This is a genomic window from Ruania rhizosphaerae, from assembly GCF_009805705.1.
GTDB lineage: Bacteria > Actinomycetota > Actinomycetes > Actinomycetales > Beutenbergiaceae > Ruania > Ruania rhizosphaerae.
The window spans coordinates 83,246-98,888 of record NZ_VSMB01000003.1 but is presented as its reverse complement, the minus strand read 5'-3'; the positions used below and the strand labels follow the sequence as shown (position 1 = coordinate 98,888).

The following is a 15,643-nucleotide window of genomic DNA, read 5'->3' as shown; positions in this document are numbered from 1 at the left end:
ATCCCAGCAGCGCCAGCGCTGAGTTGCTCGGCGTCTCGGCTCGAGATTGCCGAGCAAGTCAGCGTTCGGCGAGGTGGGAGATGGGTACGTCGGGGCGGGGTGCAGCGGAGCGCCCGGAGTGGTGACGCCCCTTCGGAACCATCAGCGGTGTCCCCGAGACCGGGTCCACGATGACCTGGCTCGCCAACCCGAACACGGCCTCCACCAGGGCAGGAGTGAGTACCTCCGACGGCGTCCCGGCCGCGTGTAGGGCGCCCTCACCCAAGGCGATGAGGTGGTCGGAGTAGCGGGCGGCGAGGTTCAGATCGTGCAGCACCATCACGATCGTGGTGCCGCGGGCAGTGTTGAGGTCGGTGAGCAGGTCCAGCACCTCGACCTGGTGACTGACATCGAGGAACGTCGTCGGCTCGTCCAGCAGCAACACGTCGGTGCGCTGGGCCAACGCCATGGCGATCCACACCCGCTGGCGCTGACCGCCGGAGAGCTCGTCCACGGGCCGGTCGGCCAGCTCGACGGTGTCGGTGACGGTGAGCGCGTCTGCGACCGCTTCGTTGTCGGCGCTGGTCCACCGGCTCAGGATCCGCTGGTGCGGGTGCCTTCCACGCCCGACCAGATCAGCCACGGTGATCCCCTCCGGGGCGATCGGTGACTGCGGCAGCAGCCCGAGCTGCCGGGCCAGCTCCTTGGCGGGCATGCGGTGCACGGCCTTCCCGTCGAGCAGTACCTGCCCGCCACGGGGGCTGAGTAGCCGGCTCATCGAACGCAGCAGCGTGGACTTCCCGCACGCGTTCGCACCGACGATCGCAGTGATCTTCCCGGGAGGGATCGCGAGGTCGAGCCCGTCGATCACCATCCGTTCGTGGTATCCGACCGTCAGGTTCTCCACGGTGAGCGCGCGGTCGCGGGTCACAGCACACCTCCGGTGCGGTTGGTGCGGATGATCAGATAGACCAGGTAGGGGGCACCGAGCACGCCGGTGACGACGCCCACCGGGAACTTGGTGCCGAAGGCGAACTGCGCCGCCAGGTCGGCCACCAGCACCAGCAGGGAACCCACGAGTGCGGCCGGGATGAGCATCGATCCGCGCGGCCCCACGATCCGGGCGGCAATGGGACCGGAGAGAAAGGCGACGAAGGCTATCGGGCCGGCGGCCGCCGTCGCGAACGTGATCAGGCCGACGGCCGCGAGGATGGCCACGATGCGGGTGCGTTCGGTGCGCACCCCGAGGGCGGCGGCGGTGTCGTCGCCGAGTTGCAGCGCCCCGAGGTTGCGTACCTGGGCCAGCAGCAGCGGGCCGAGCACCACCATCGCCAGCGCGAGCGGGAGCGCATCCTTCCAGGAGGCCCCGTTCAGGCTCCCGGAGAGCCACCGCATGGCCTCCTGCAGTTCCCACTGCGGCGCCTTGTCGAGGGCGTAGTAGGTGACGCTGTTCAGCATCGCGGCCACTCCGATGCCGACCAGCACGAGCCGCGTGCCGGCCACACCGCCGCGATAGGCGAGCAGGTAGACGGCCATGGCGACCGCCACACCCGCCAGGACCGCCACCACCGAGACTGCGAATCCACCGAGGGAGAAGAACACGATCGCCACGGCAGCTGCGGCACCGGCCCCGGAGGTGATGCCGATGACGTCCGGACTGGCGAGCGGGTTGCGCAGCATGGTCTGGAAGGTCACGCCACCGAGCCCGAAGCAGGCGCCGGTGAGCACGGCCACGCAGGCACGCGGCAGACGCAGCGTGCCGACGGTGAAGCTCGCGCCGGGCACGTCGTGGCCGGCGATCACCGCGAGGACATCCGCGGGCGGATAGAACGTGCGCCCCACCATCAGCGAGGTCGCGAAGAGTGCCACCACGAGTGCGGCGAGCACGGCGATCACGATCCGCCGACGGCGTAGCCTCGCCGTCCGAGCCGAGGTCACCGTGGTCACGGCTGCTCTGAGATCCGGTGTGCGGAGCGGAGTGAGCTCGCCGGCCCGATGGGGTGAACTCTCGGCGCTCTCGTGCGGGCGGGTGCGGACGATACTCACAGGGCACGCACCTTGTGTCGGCGCACGATCGCGATGAATACCGGTGCACCGATGATCGCGGTGATGATCGCGACGTCGATCTCCTCGGGGCGGGCGACGACCCGGCCGAGCACATCCGCAGCAGTGAGCAAGATGCCGCCGCCGAGTGCGCTCAGAGGCAGCAGCCAGCGGTGGTCGGGACCGGCCACGAGGCGACAGACGTGCGGGACGACCAGTCCGACGAAGGCGATCGGCCCGGTGACGGCAGTCACGGCACCTGCCAGCACCACCGCACCGAACGCTGCGATGGCCCGGGTGCGACCCACCCGCTCCCCCAGTCCGGCGGCCAGCTCGTCGCCGAGAGCGAGGGTGTTCAGCCCCTTCGCCATGAGCAGGCAGATGGCGAACCCGACCGCGAGGAACGGGCCCACGGTGCTGATCGATGCCGCTGTTGCGCCACCGACGCCGCCGATCTGCCAGGACACTGCTCCTTCGGCGATGTCTTGGCGAGGCAGCACGACGGCGGTGACGAAGGATGACAGCGCGGCCGCAGTGGCTGCTCCGGCGAGCGCCAGCTTCAGGGGCGTGGCTCCGTCACGCCCGAGGGAGCCGACGATGTAGACGAACGTGGCCGTGGCGCCGGCTCCGATGATCGCGACGAGGATGTAGGACGTCGCCGAGGCCAGACCGAACCAGGCGAGGCCGATCACCACCGCGAGCGAGGCGCCGGTGGTGACGCCCAGGATGCCGGGATCGGCGAGCGGGTTGCGGGTGACACCTTGCATCACAGCCCCGGAGACCGCGAGCCCGGCACCGGCGATCACCGCCATCCAGGTGCGCGGGATCCGGCGGGCGACAGCGCCGTGATCGAACCCGTCGGTCGAACCCGCGAGTGCGGCGAGGATGTCGTCCAGGCCCACCTCACGCGACCCGAACGAGACGGACACGACCATGATCACCAGCAGCGCCACCGTCAGGGTCAGCAGGGCGAGCACGCGCACCCGCCGCGAGCGCTGCAGCGTGAGAGCAGCGTTCGCGGCGGGTGCGGTGGAGGTGGCGCTGGTGATCGGGACTCCTCAGCCGGTCTCGGGCGTGGTCAGCCGTTCGCGGCGGCGTCAGCCAGCAGCTCGACGTACTGCTCGACCAGATCCGATTCGAGCACCTGCAAGGGCGTGGGGTTCGCGGCGGTGCCCAGCGGGGCGTCGCCGGGAAGGTTCACGACCGCGTCGTTGGCCACGGCAGGCAACTGGGACAGCAGCGGGTCGGCTTCGAGAGCGTCGATGAGCTCCTGGCCGCCGTAGGTGACGAAAATGTCGACGTCGTTGAAGATGTCGGCCTGCTCGGTGCTGACGCTGCCGTTCCACACCGTGGGGTCGGTGGAGACCTCGACGAGGCTGGCCGGGATCGTCATGCCCAGATCCTCGAAGAACTGGGTGCGGGTGTCGTAGGCGTTGTAGAAGCTGATCTCGCTCAGGTCCGAGGGATCGACGTGGGTGACCATCATCGCGGTGGCACCCTCGAGCTCGGGGTGCTCGGCGACGGCGGCCTCGATCTTGTCCTCGATCTCGGTGACCAGCCCCTCACCCTCCTCGGCCATGCCCAGGCCGGTGGCGTTCACGCGGACGATCTCGCGCCACGGCGTACCCCACGCGGACTCCGGGTAGGCCACGACCGGCGCGATCTCGGTGAGCGTGTCGTAGTCGTCCTGAGACAGGCCCGAGTAGGCGGCGAGAATCACATCGGGGTCGGAATCGGCAACGGCCTCGAAGTCGATGCCGTCGGTCTCGTCGTAGAGCACCGGCATGTCTGCACCCAGGTCGTCCAGCTTGGACTCGACCCACGGGTGCACGCCGTTGCCGTCATCGTCACCCCAGGCGGTGATCGGCATACCCACCGGGACGATGCCCAGGGCGAGCGCCACCTCGTGATTGGCCCAGCCGATCGCGGCGACCCGCTCGGGCTGCTCCTCGATGGTGGTGGTGCCGAGGGCGTGCTCGATGGTGACCGTGCTCCAGTCGCTCTCGGAGCCGGAGCCCTCCGTCGCGTCAGCGGACTCCGTGGCGTCGGTGTTTTCGGAGGAGTCGGCAGGGGCGGAGCAGCCGGCCAGGCCGAGTGCGGCGAAGGCGGCGACCGCGACGGCAGCGCGGCGAGTCGTGCGGAACATGGGGTCCTTCCGGCAAGAGGGTGCGGAACTGGCACTCCAGGTGAGGCGTGCCTAACCAACCTAGCGAGACCAGGCCCCTTTATGCAAAACGCACCGCGCCTATTTCGTCACACCCCGGAGAAGGCGATCCGGGCACGTTCGAGCACCCCCTCAGGGCGTGACGACGACCTTCCCCAGTGCGCGCCCCTCGCCGGAATACCGGAGCGCTTCGGGGACTTCCGGCAGAGAGACTGTCCGATCGATGTGCACGGTCAGGGCTCCGGAGAGGACGCGGTCCGCGACCGGGCGGAACTCGTCCGGACCACCGGTGGCCATCGCCATCCCGATCGATCGGTGGGTCACGGCGCCAAGCAGGCCACCCCAGATCACGGCACCGAGTACCGCGGGCACCGAACCGCCGACACACTGATAGGACCCGCCGCGGGCCACTGCTCGGGATCGGGCCAGGATCGAGCGGTGAGCCACCATGTCGAGCACCACGTCGTAGCGACCCGAACGGGTGTAGTCCTGCGTCCGGTAGTCGATGACTACATCGACACCCAGGGATCGCATGAACTCGCCCTTCGCCGCATTGTCCACCCCCGTCACGTGCGCTCCGGCCTCCTTCGCGAGCTGAATGGCGAACATCCCCGAGCCGCCACCCGCTCCGTTGATCAGCACGCGCATTCCCCGCTCCACACGCGCAGTACCGATGGCGGCGATCACCCCGGCCTGCGGGATCGAGGCCGCCTGGGCAAAGGTGAGCCCATCGGGTATGGGGGTCAGCACCCGTTCCGGCGCCACAGCGAACTCGGCGAAACCGCCCTTGAGCATGAGGTTGTCGCCATAGACACGATCTCCGGGCCGAAGATCCTGGACCCCGGGGCCGACCGCCTCGACCTCGCCCGCGATATCCGAGCCCAGCACCGAACGGGCCGGTCGCCGTAGGCCGCCGATTCTCGAGTACAGCGGTTTGCCACGAAGAGTCTCGTAATCGGACAGGTTCACCGAGGTGGCACGCACTCGCACGAGCACCTGACCGTGCGCCGGTTCGGGACGGGGCAGGTCCACCAAGCGCAGCACCTCCGGTGGGCCGTACCGGTCATAAACGACGGCTCGCACGGTGATTGCTCCTGGTATGGGCGGCTGGACCGCGAACAGTCTATCCGTCGGCGCGGCAGGCAAGCCGTGCGGCGCCCGAGCTAGCCGCCCGTGCTCTCGCGGACCTGCAGCCGGTGCGGGACAACCACTTCACGCGCGGCCGCCTCCGGATCCTCGATCCGGGCCACCAGCCGGGCCACCGCCTCGTGGGCGATGAACGGGATGTCCAGCGCGACCGTGCTCAGGGACGGGCGCGCGTACCGGCCCTCGTCCACGTCGTCGATGCCGATCACTGCGACATCCTCGGGCACCCGAAGACCGGCGTCGAAGACCGCGCGCATCGCCCCGATCGCGAGCAGGTCGGAGTAGCAGAAGAGCGCGTCCGGTCGCTCGTCCAGGGCGAGGAGATCCTGCGCTGCCGCGTAGCCGCCGGCCCGGGTATAGCTGCCCGCTGCATGGATGAGCGACGCGTCCACCGCGATCCCGGCCTCCTCCAGCGCCGCCTGGTACCCCGCCGAGCGCAGCTGAGGCGTGGCGTACTCCTCCTGCGGCTGGGCACCGATCGCGGCGATACGCCGCCGTCCTACCTTCAGCAGATGCCCGACGGCGTCCCGCGCAGCCGCGTAGTTGTCGATCGCCACGTGGTCGAACCGGCCGTCGAACTCATGCTCGCCCAGTAGCACCAGCGGGGCGCCGGTCTCCCCTTTCATCTCCAGCAGCTCGGACTTGGTCACCAGCGGACTGAACAGGACGCCGTCGAAGAGCATGGTCCGCCCACCCCCGGTGAGCAGCTCGCGCTCGCGCTCGTGGTCGTGCCCGGTCTGGTCGATCATCACCCGGTAGCCATGTGTGGCGGCAGCGTCGATCACCTCCCGCGCGAGCTCGCTGAAGTAGGGCACGGCGATCTCGGGGACGATCAGCGCCAGCACCCCGGTGCGCCCCGTCCGCAGTGTGCGCGCCACCGGGTTCGGTCGGTAGTCGAGTTCGGCGATTGCCCGCTCCACCCGTTCGCGCATCCGGGCGCTGACATGCTCGTAGCCGGCCACCACGTTGGAGACCGTCCGGACCGAGACCTGCGCCCGTTCGGCCACGTCCCGCAGCGTCGTCGCCATCACACCCGCCCTTCGTTGTCCGATCGTGACCACCCTATCGTTTGCAACGTGTGCACATCTCGTCGTACGCTTTTGCATACGTTGGCAAACACGTCGCCCGTCGCCGCCGTCGGGCCCATCCACAAGGGAGTGTCATGCGCCATCCACATCTCAACGCCCGACGACGGACCGCCGTCATCGGGATCGCTGCTGCGACCGCCCTCGGCCTCGCCGCGTGCGGTCCGGAGATCACCTCCGACGAGGGGCCCACCACCGGCCCCGGCTCCTCCGAGCCGCCCGCAGAGAACCAGCTCGTCGCGCCGGACTCCCCCGAAGGCGAGATCACCATCTGGGACCGCTCGGGCGACCTGTTCGAGGTCTTCGAGGCGGCCATCCCCGCCTTCAACGAGCGCTACCCGGACATCGTGGTGCACCACGAGGCCGTCGACATCGACGCCAAGTTGCAGAACACCCTGATCACCGGGACCGAGGTACCGGACGGGGTCTTCCTGGACGACGCCCGGGTGGCCGGGTACGCCGACTTCCTCTGGAACTTGGACGGTGTGCTCGAGCCCTATCTCGGCGAGATCGCCGAGTACAAGGTAGACGTGAACTCCACCACCGAGGGGATCTTCGGCGTCCCGTTCGACTCCAACCCCGGTCTGCTTTACTACAACGCCGCCGCGCTCGAGGACGCCGGGGTCGACGCGACCACGATCGAGACCTACGACGATCTGCTCGCTGCCGCACGCGACTACGCCGACGCCGTACCCGGCTCAGCACCCATCCACCTGGAGCAGTCCCCGTTCCTGGCCCAACTCCAACTCGAAATGTTCGCCAGCCAGCTCGGCACCTCGATTGCTGACGCCGACGGCGAGCTCCGCCTGGACTCCCCCGAGTACGAACAGATCCTCACCTTCCTCGACACCGTGCAGTCCGAGGGGCTGGGCACTCGAGCCGAGTACCTGGACCCGACCGACATCGCCGAACTGGAGAACGGCAACCAGGTGTTCTACCCCTGGGCGATCTGGTTCGACTTCGCGCCGCAACAGCTGCTCCCGGAGACCTCCGGGGACTGGCGCGCCATGCCGTTGCCCGCCTGGGAGGACGGCGGCGCCCGCAGCGGGGTGATGGGCGGGTCCTCCTTCGTCCTGCCCAGCGAGAGTGAGAACGCCGACCTGGCATGGCTGTTCTACGAGTTCCTCATGTTCGACGAGGCCGGGTACACGTCTGTGTGGGGTCCGAGCGAGGTCTACCCGGACGGGTTGAACACTTCCATCCCCAGTTACGCCCCGGCCGCCGACCCGAGCGAGCCGCTGTTCGCCCCGGTGGAAGCACTCGGCGGGCAGGACCTGTGGGCCGTGGCCACCGAGGCGGGCGAGCAGATCCCCGGCACTGTGCCGACGCCGTCCTGGTGGGCCGGCGCTGTGGAGTACCTGGGCAACGACCTGCAGCGCATGTATGACGACGACCTGTCACCCCAGGAGGTGCTCGCCTCCTCGAGTGAGGCGATCCAGACCAACCTGATCGACCGTCAGTAACCCACCACCGCACCCGACGGCGCCCCACCAGGGTGTGGGACGCCGTCGGGCCAATCCGGCACAGAGAGGACAGTAGCCATGGCGGCACTGACGGCCGCGCGCACCCGACGGCGGCTCGCACCGTACGTGTTCGTGCTCCCCTTCGTGGCGATCTTCGCCGCGTTCAGCGTGTACCCGCTCTTCTTCACCGCCCGGCTGAGCTTCACCAGCTGGCGCGGCAGCGGAGCCGCGGAGTGGGTGGGGTGGGAAAACTACACCTACCTGCTCACGAGCTCGGCATTCTGGAGCTCGCTGGCGAACTCGGGGATCCTGTGGGTGCTGATCATTCCCGCCCAGCTGGTGATCGCCCTGCTCGCCGCCGTGCTGCTGAACTCGGCCCGGATCCGGCTGCGCGGCTTCTTCCGGGTGGCTTTCATCGTGCCGTTCGTGACACCGCTGGTGGCGGTCGCGCAGATCTGGGTGGTGGTCTTCGACACCCAGTACGGGGCGGTGAACGGGGCGCTCAACCTGCTCGGGTTGCCCGACATCGGCTGGCTCACCACCACGGTCTGGGCGAAGCCCACCCTGGCGCTGCTGTTCATCTGGAAGACCACCGGTTTCATCATCATCATCCTGCTCTCCGGGCTGCAGTCGATCGACGGCACGCTCTATGAAGCCGCGTCGATCGATGGCGCGTCCCGGCGTCGCCAGCTCACTGCGATCACTGCTCCCCTGCTGCGGCGCACGATCATGTTCGCGGTGGTGCTGCAGACGCTAGCGGTGTTCCAGATGTTCGCCGAACCGTTCGTGGTGACCCAGGGCGGGCCGTACTCCTCCACCACCACTGCCGGCTACTACCTCTACAACCACATCACCCGAGCCGACCTGGGCACCGGGGCCGCGAACTCGTTCCTCCTGGTGCTGCTGGTGATGGTGCTGTCGCTGGTGTTCGTGCGGTTGTTGCGAGCGAAGGACTGATTCGATGACTTCCACTCTCGCGCCCCGGCGCCGCGAGCGCCCCGCCGTCGGCTCCTACCTGTTCCTGATCGTGCTCACGCTCGCCTTCCTCGCCCCGGTGGTGTGGGCGCTGCTCTCGGCATTCAAACCCGCGCCGTCGATCATCAGCGCCCCGCTGACGTTCGACCCGAGCACGTTCACGCTGGCGAACTTCACCGCCATGTTCGAGGACGTGCCGATCGGCCGCGGCTTCTTCAATACCGGCATTGTGCTGGTCACCAAGGGCACGATCACGTTGTTCTTCGCACCTTTGGCCGCCTATGCCTTCGCGAAGTACTCGTTCGTGGGCAAGAATCTCATCTTCGGTGCGGTGCTGATCACCCTGATGCTGCCCACGATCGTGCTGATCGTGCCGCTGCTGCTGGAGATGAAGCTGCTCGGCTGGGTGAACACCTATCAGGCGCTCATTTTGCCCGGTGCGGTGGACGCCTTCGCGATCTTCTGGATGCGGCAGGTAATCGCCGCAGTGCCAGACGAGCTGTTGGACGCCGCCCGGGTCGACGGGTGCGGGGAGTTCGGGATCTTCACCCGGATCGTGCTGCCTGTGATCCGCCCGGGCCTGGCCGGGCTCGCAGTGCTGACCATCATGAACATCTACAACGACTTCGTCTGGCCGGTGATCGTGGCGTCCTCGGAGCGGATGGCCACCCTGCAGGTGGTGCTGTCCACTCTTGCGCAGAACATCACCGGCAACCGGATCGGCGCCGACTACGCCACCGTCACCGGGGAGCTGCTCGCCGCGAGCTCCGTCGCACTCGTGCCCCTGCTGGTGCTCTTCATCGCCCTGCAGCGGCACTTCATCAACGGCATCCTCGCCGGCAGCGTGAAGGGCTGACCCCATGAAGACAGCGACCACCAAGACACCGGCCACACCTGCCCCCACCACTGCGGGGAGCGACACGACCGACGTGCCATACCCGAGCTACCCCCGGCCGGACCGGGATCGCTCCGCACGGTGGCAGTCCCTGGACGGCGCCTGGGACTTCACCTGGGCCGAGGGGCAGGCCACCATCACCGTCCCGTTCGCGTGGGAGACCCCCGCATCCGGGATCGGGCGCACCTGGCTCGAGCACAGCACCTACCGGCGCTCGGTCACGGTGCCGGCCGACTGGTCCGGGGCGCGGACCGTGCTGTGTTTCGGCGGGGTGCACCACCACGCCCGGATCCTGATCGACGGGGCGCTTGTGGCCGAGCACACCGGCGGGTATATCTCGTTCGAGGTGGACGTCACCGAGCATGTGGCCCCCGGCACGACGGTGGAGCTCACCGTCGAGGTGCACGCACCGGCCGACAAGCGCGCCATCGCGCACGGTAAGCAGCGGTCGATCCCCCGCGACGATTACGACGGCGTGTGCTTCACTCCCACCTCCGGAATCTGGCAGAGCGTGTGGCTGGAGGCCCGCGGGCGCACTTACGCCGACCAGGTCACGCTCCGCGGCGACTCCCGCACCGGCATCGACGTGACGGTGCAGCTGGCCGGGGACGCACCGTCGGGCACGGGCGTGGCGGTGACCGTGCTGGGCACGGGCGAATCGCTACGGCTGGTGACGGACGCCGTCGGGCACGCGCAGGGGCGGATCGAGATCGAACGTCCGCGGGAGTGGTCCCCACAGGACCCGCATCTGTATCGCGTGCAGGTGGTCACCGATCCCGACGGCGCAGCAGCGGACCGTGTGGTGCTCACCACCGGGCTGCGCACCATCGAGACCCGTGGGGAGCATCTGTTCCTGAACGGGGAACGGATCGCCGTGCGCGGGGTGCTGGACCAGGGGTACTGGCCCAGTAGCGGGCTCACCGCCCCGGACGAAGCAGCACTGCTGCGCGATCTGGACCTGGCGCGCGAGCTCGGGTACACCCTGGTGCGCAAGCACCTCAAGCTCGAGGACCCACGCTGGCTACACCACGCCGACGAGCTGGGGATGCTGATCTGGGCCGAACCCGCGTGCCCGAGCCGGTACTCCGCCGAGGCCGTGTCGGCGTTCGAGGCGCAGATCGAGCCGATGGTCATCCGCGACGGTAACCACCCCTCGATCGTCATCTGGGGACTGTACAACGAGGAGTGGGGGCTGGACTGGGACATCCCCGGCAGCACCGATCGCGCCGCCGCCGCGGAGCGTGCCTACGACCTGCTCGCGGCACTGGACCGGAGCCGCCCGATCGTGGAGAACTCCGGGTGGGCGCATGTGAAGACCGACCTGGTGGACTGGCACTACTACGAGCCGGATCCGGGTGCCTGGGCGGACGCGATGGCAGCGTTCGCAACTGGTGCGCGGGACAACTTCCCGGTGCGGCTCGGCCCGGACTTCGTGGTGGACAAGTCCTTCTACGCCTCCGCTGACGTACCGCGGGACCTGCCGATCTTGAACAGCGAGTACGGCGAGGGGTTCACCAGCCTGGAGCGGGCGTGGCACCTGCGCTGGCAGACCCAGGAGATGCGCCGGCACGACCGGTTCTCCGGGTACGTCTACACCGAGCTCACCGATGTGGAGCACGAGATGGCCGGGCTGCTCGACGCGTGGCGGAATCCGAAGGACTGGGGCGGGCTCTGCCCGGCCGACGTGAACGCCGATACGGTGCTGATCGTGGACCTCGTGCCGTTGCGTGCCGGTGCCGATATCGAGGTCCCGACGGCGGACCTCACCCTGGGTGTGCGGGTATCCCAGCACGGGTCAGCGCCGGTGACCGGGCGGGTGTGTGCAGCGTGGGCACCGGCCGGCCGGCCGACACGCGTGCCCGATGGGAGCGGCCCTGAATCCGGACTCGGTGCGCACGGGGCGATCGATGCTCAGGCAGTGGAACGGACCGTGCCGGTGACCGCGGTGCCATTCGTGGTGACCGATGCGGTGTCGGTGACCGTGCTCCCGCCCGGTGGACCAGCTCGACTGCTGCTCTGGCTCGAGGACACTTCCGGGCTGGAGGTGGCCCGCACGTTCGTCGACGCCGCTGAGGTGGAGGAACTGAACCGGCGCGGTGCGAGGGAGGGCTGAGCCTCTACGCCACCCCGGCGAACGGCTGCCCAGACCGTCAGCCCACGGCGCGGTGTACGCGATCACCGACCGAGCGGCGAGGGTGGTCGTGCCGGCGGTGGTGATCTCGCCGACGCGCGCTCATGTCACCGCGCGACTCCCCGGTCACTCTCGTGAGATGGCTGGCCTGTCCGGCGGATCTGACAGTTCTGGTGAGATAGCTGGTCTCTCGCAGGGTGGCGGGTGGTGGTAGGTGATGGGTCGCCCACCCTGCTTGGTGAAGTGCCAGTGGTTCTGATGTCTGGTGATGGTGATGTCGCGTTGGTGGACCAGCCGGTGGTGGTACCAGCAGAGCAGGATGCCGTGGTGGGTGTTGGTGTGGCCGCCTCGGGACCACCAGATGCTGTGGTGGATCTCCCCGATGCCGGGTGGTGCGGTGCACCCCGGGTGCTGGCAGGACTGGTCGCGTGCCCAGATCGCTCTGGTCTGGGCAGCAGTGTGCAGGCGCTGAGCACGGCCGACATCGAGAATCTGGCCGTCGGGGTGGAGGATAACCCTGGTGAACTCGGCATCACAGGTCAGGTGGGCGAGTGCGGTGTGGCTGATCGGGGTGCCGTCGGCCAGGGTGGCGGGTTCGGCACCGGTCAGGTGCTGCGGGTCAATGGTTGAGCTGATCACTGGTGCGGTCGGGTCGGCCGGGCACCCGGGAGCATGACCGGTCGTGTCGCCCAGTCCGGGAAGTGCGGGGGCGGTCCCGCGCGGTCCCGGCTCAACCGGCTCGCACCCGCCGGTGCTGTCCGCTGCGCCCGCGTGGGTTGCGCCGCCCGCACCAGTGTGGTGGTGGCAGGTGCAGCGGGGGCGATGGTGATCTGGAACTGGGACCGGTGTGGTGGTCAGCCGGTGCAACGTGTCGGCGGGGACGTGGACGAGGAGGTGGGGGCGGACCCGTGCTGAGGGTTGGAACTCACCGGTGTCGAGGACGTACCGGGCCATCGTGACCAGGGCGTGGGCGTTGCGCTGGGACGGGGTGCGGTCATCATCAGCTGATGGCACCCCGGTGACCGCGGCGAAGGCCTGCTCCACGATCTGGCCGTTGGTGTGGTCCAGCCATCCGTCGAGGCGGCGTCCTGCGGTGGTGGCAGAGACGAAGAAGTGCTCCTTGCCGGAGTCTTCACGCCAGTTCCGGTCGGCGGCGTCGGGGTCGGCCCGGATCGCCCAGGTCTTGACTAACCGAGTGAAGGAGTCCGCGTCCAGCACCCGCGCCTGCTCTAGGAGGAACTGCTCCCCGACTTCGGCGTCGGCCAGGCGTTCGCGCAGGGCGTCTGTGGTGGTGGCGTGCCGGGCCAGTGCGGCAGCGTGATCACTACTGATGACCCCCGCAGCGAGGGCCGTCTCGGTGGCCGGTAGGTGGTCACGCAGGGTGCGGGACAGGTGCACCTGGCTCCGTGCCTTCCCGCCGTGGGTGCTGGTGGCATTCGACCACCAGGACGCCATCGTCCGCGCACCACTGACCGCCCAGGTTCCGTCGGCTTCGACCGAGGACATAGTCGCGGTGGTGAGGGCGTCCAGGCGTCGCCGGGTCTGCTCCAGCTCGCTGACGACGTCGGGCAGCACCGCTGAGGGCACCTGGCGCAGATCGATGGCGAGCACGTCATCGAGTAGGGCGCTCACGACGGCGAGCTGCCCGGGGGCATCACCGTCGGTCAGATGTTGCCCCAGGGCTTCTCGGACGGTGTCGGCGGGGTTGGTGCCCATGTGGGTTGTGCTGCTCATTCCCGCCTCCTCACGGTTCCCGATACTGGGTGCTCTGCCTACTCCACAGTTTAGAACGTACGTTCGTAGTCGTCAAGAGTATTCGTTGGTATTGCAACGAAAAACCTGGTTGAGGGTTGTGGACGACGGCACATCGGGGATGCGCCTGTGGGTGAGGCGCCTCGGGAGCGTGCCTCGACCCTGCGGCGGGGCCACATCGGGCGCCTCGTTGTGGATAGGAGGCGACGAGGAGGGCGGGGAACCAGGTGACCTCGCCTGCCGCGCCCTCACTGTTCACAGCCCTCGACGGCCGGTTGCCATCGCAGCTGAACAGATTCGACCAGATGGGCCGGTGACCGGATGGGCCGCCGCCGAATGACGAGCGGCAGGCCGGTCAGCCATGCAGTTCGCCCACCTCTTGCCGAGCACCACCCGTCCCTGCTACGGTCTGCTCAAGCGTTTGATCATGAAGATCAAGCGATTGATCACCGCATCGAGCAGAGAGGCTTCGTGTGTCGAACCCCTTCTTCCGCCCAGACCGCGCCTGGGTCGGAGACGTCATCCCCGTCGAACGCGACGGCGAGTTCCGGCTGTACTACCTGCACGAGACCCGCCGCTCCCCCGCCGAAGGGATGCCCTGGCACCTGGTCACCACCCGGGACCTCGCGAACTACACCGAGCACGGCGAGGCCATCCCGTCCGGCGGTCCGGACGCCCCGGACTTCAATGTCTACACCGGCAGCGTCGTCACCGATCACGCCGGCACCGACCACCTCTTCTACACCGGCCAGAATCCCAGTCGGCTCGGACCGGACGGCCGCCCGCTGCAGCTCGTGATGCACGCCATCAGCACTGACGGTCAGCGCACCTGGGCCAAGTGCAGCGAGGACACCTTCGGTGCGACAGCGGGCTACGAGAGCGGCGACTGGCGCGATCCGTTCGTCTTCCGGGACGAGGACAACGGCCAGTGGCGCATGATCGTCACGGCCCGCCACATCGACGGTCCCGACCGTCGCCGCGGTGTACTCGCCCAGCTCACCTCAACCGACCTGAGCACGTGGCACCCGACCACCCCACTGTGGGACCCGGGCCGCCACATCGCCCACGAGTGCCCGGACGTCTTCCGCTGGGGCGATTGGTGGTACCTGGTCTACTCCGAGTTCTCGGACTCCTTCGCCACGAAGTACCGGATGGCGCGCAGCCTGGACGGCCCCTGGCTCGCCCCTGCACACGACTCCCTCGACGGCCGCGCCTTCTACGCCGCCAAGTCCGCCGCACGGGACGGGCGCCGCTTCTTCTTCGGGTGGATCGCCACCCGCGAAGGAGCCCACGACGACGGCCCCTGGGAATGGGCAGGAACGCTCGCTGTGCTGGAAGCGCATCAAGGCGCCGACGGCACCCTCACCTTCGCCCCACCGGCCGAGGTATCGGCCGCCTTCGGCACCGATCACCCGGTCGGCCTCGGCACCGCGGCTGATCTCGGTGCTGCAGTCGACCCCGACTCCACAGCGGTCTGGGCGACCGTGGGTCGCCTGGACGGCTACCAAGCCGTGCTGACCTCGGCGCCCCTGCCGGCGACGTGCCGGATCCGGCTCGATCTCGACATCCCGGAAGCGGAAACCCTCGCCACCGGCGAGTGCGGCGTCCTCCTGCGCGCCAGTGCCGACGGCGACCAGGCACACGTCCTCCGGCTCGAACCAGGCCGCGGCCGAATGGTCGTCGACCGCTGGCCCCGCCGGACCACCGGAACGGAGCAGTGGCAGATCTCCGGCGACGTACCGCACGCGATCGAGCTCGAACGCCCCTGCACTCTGGCTCCGGGACGCCACACGCTGGAGATCATCCTGGACGAGGACATCTGCATGGCGACCCTGGACCGCGAGGTGACCGTCAGCACCAGGATGTACCGGTCCTGGGGTGACCATCTCGGCATCTTCGCGGCCGACTGCACGGTGACGGTGACCGATCTGCAGGTCACAACGGCAAGCCCTGTTCCCGCATCTCACGAACACCCCCTCTCCCCCGCCCATCCCTGATCGATCAAAGGAG

General features: G+C 68.7%; 12 protein-coding genes. 5 read left to right on the top strand and 7 right to left on the bottom strand.

Translation table 11 applies throughout. The features are described 5' to 3' along the window. Positions 1 to 58: 58 nt before the first annotated feature. The 6 genes from FV560_RS05960 to FV560_RS05935 form a co-directional block, all read right to left on the bottom strand. Entirely contained in the window at positions 59 to 910 is an 852-nt protein-coding gene (locus tag FV560_RS05960; protein WP_159620473.1) for an ABC transporter ATP-binding protein, read from the bottom strand. Next, positions 907 to 1,926 (bottom strand): FecCD family ABC transporter permease, encoded by a 1,020-nt coding sequence (locus FV560_RS05955; RefSeq protein ID WP_235019986.1) that lies wholly within the window; start codon positions 1,924 to 1,926, stop codon positions 907 to 909. Before FV560_RS05955 ends, FV560_RS05960 begins: the two co-directional genes overlap by 4 nt. A gap of 95 nt (positions 1,927 to 2,021) precedes the next feature. Further along, positions 2,022 to 2,999, bottom strand: a complete 978-nt coding sequence (locus tag FV560_RS05950) for a FecCD family ABC transporter permease (protein ID WP_235019954.1) — start codon at positions 2,997 to 2,999, stop codon at positions 2,022 to 2,024. 101 nt (positions 3,000 to 3,100) lie between these two features. Then, a complete protein-coding gene (locus FV560_RS05945; RefSeq protein WP_159620471.1) occupies positions 3,101 to 4,168 on the bottom strand; it encodes an iron-siderophore ABC transporter substrate-binding protein in 1,068 nt (355 codons plus the stop codon). Between the two features lie 150 nt (positions 4,169 to 4,318). After that, the gene (locus tag FV560_RS05940; RefSeq protein WP_159620469.1) at positions 4,319 to 5,269 is read right to left on the bottom strand and encodes an NAD(P)-dependent alcohol dehydrogenase; all 951 of its coding nucleotides are present in this window, start codon (positions 5,267 to 5,269) and stop codon (positions 4,319 to 4,321) included. Positions 5,270 to 5,349: 80 nt separating this feature from the next. Then, the gene (locus tag FV560_RS05935) at positions 5,350 to 6,360 is read right to left on the bottom strand and encodes a LacI family DNA-binding transcriptional regulator (RefSeq protein WP_159620467.1); all 1,011 of its coding nucleotides are present in this window, start codon (positions 6,358 to 6,360) and stop codon (positions 5,350 to 5,352) included. A 134-nt stretch (positions 6,361 to 6,494) separates the two neighbouring features. Here FV560_RS05935 and FV560_RS05930 point away from each other — a divergent pair, with 134 nt between their 5' ends. The 4 genes from FV560_RS05930 (at position 6,495) to FV560_RS05915 (ending at position 11,863) form a co-directional block, all read left to right on the top strand. Beyond that, entirely contained in the window at positions 6,495 to 7,880 is a 1,386-nt protein-coding gene (locus tag FV560_RS05930) for an ABC transporter substrate-binding protein (protein WP_159620465.1), read from the top strand. Between the two features lie 78 nt (positions 7,881 to 7,958). Beyond that, on the top strand, positions 7,959 to 8,837 hold the full coding sequence (locus FV560_RS05925) for a carbohydrate ABC transporter permease (protein ID WP_159620463.1): 879 nt from the start codon (positions 7,959 to 7,961) through the stop codon (positions 8,835 to 8,837). A gap of 4 nt (positions 8,838 to 8,841) precedes the next feature. Further along, positions 8,842 to 9,711 (top strand): carbohydrate ABC transporter permease, encoded by an 870-nt coding sequence (locus FV560_RS05920; RefSeq protein WP_159620461.1) that lies wholly within the window; start codon positions 8,842 to 8,844, stop codon positions 9,709 to 9,711. A gap of 4 nt (positions 9,712 to 9,715) precedes the next feature. Then, positions 9,716 to 11,863, top strand: coding sequence for a glycoside hydrolase family 2 protein (locus tag FV560_RS05915; protein WP_159620459.1), 2,148 nt, complete (start codon positions 9,716 to 9,718; stop codon positions 11,861 to 11,863). 144 nt (positions 11,864 to 12,007) lie between these two features. On the opposite strand, the gene FV560_RS05910 is transcribed toward FV560_RS05915, so the two are convergent. Continuing rightward, entirely contained in the window at positions 12,008 to 13,615 is a 1,608-nt protein-coding gene (locus FV560_RS05910; protein WP_159620457.1) for an HNH endonuclease signature motif containing protein, read from the bottom strand. A gap of 491 nt (positions 13,616 to 14,106) precedes the next feature. Here FV560_RS05910 and FV560_RS05905 point away from each other — a divergent pair, with 491 nt between their 5' ends. Continuing rightward, positions 14,107 to 15,630, top strand: coding sequence for a family 43 glycosylhydrolase (locus FV560_RS05905; RefSeq protein WP_159620455.1), 1,524 nt, complete (start codon positions 14,107 to 14,109; stop codon positions 15,628 to 15,630). Positions 15,631 to 15,643 lie beyond the last annotated feature (13 nt).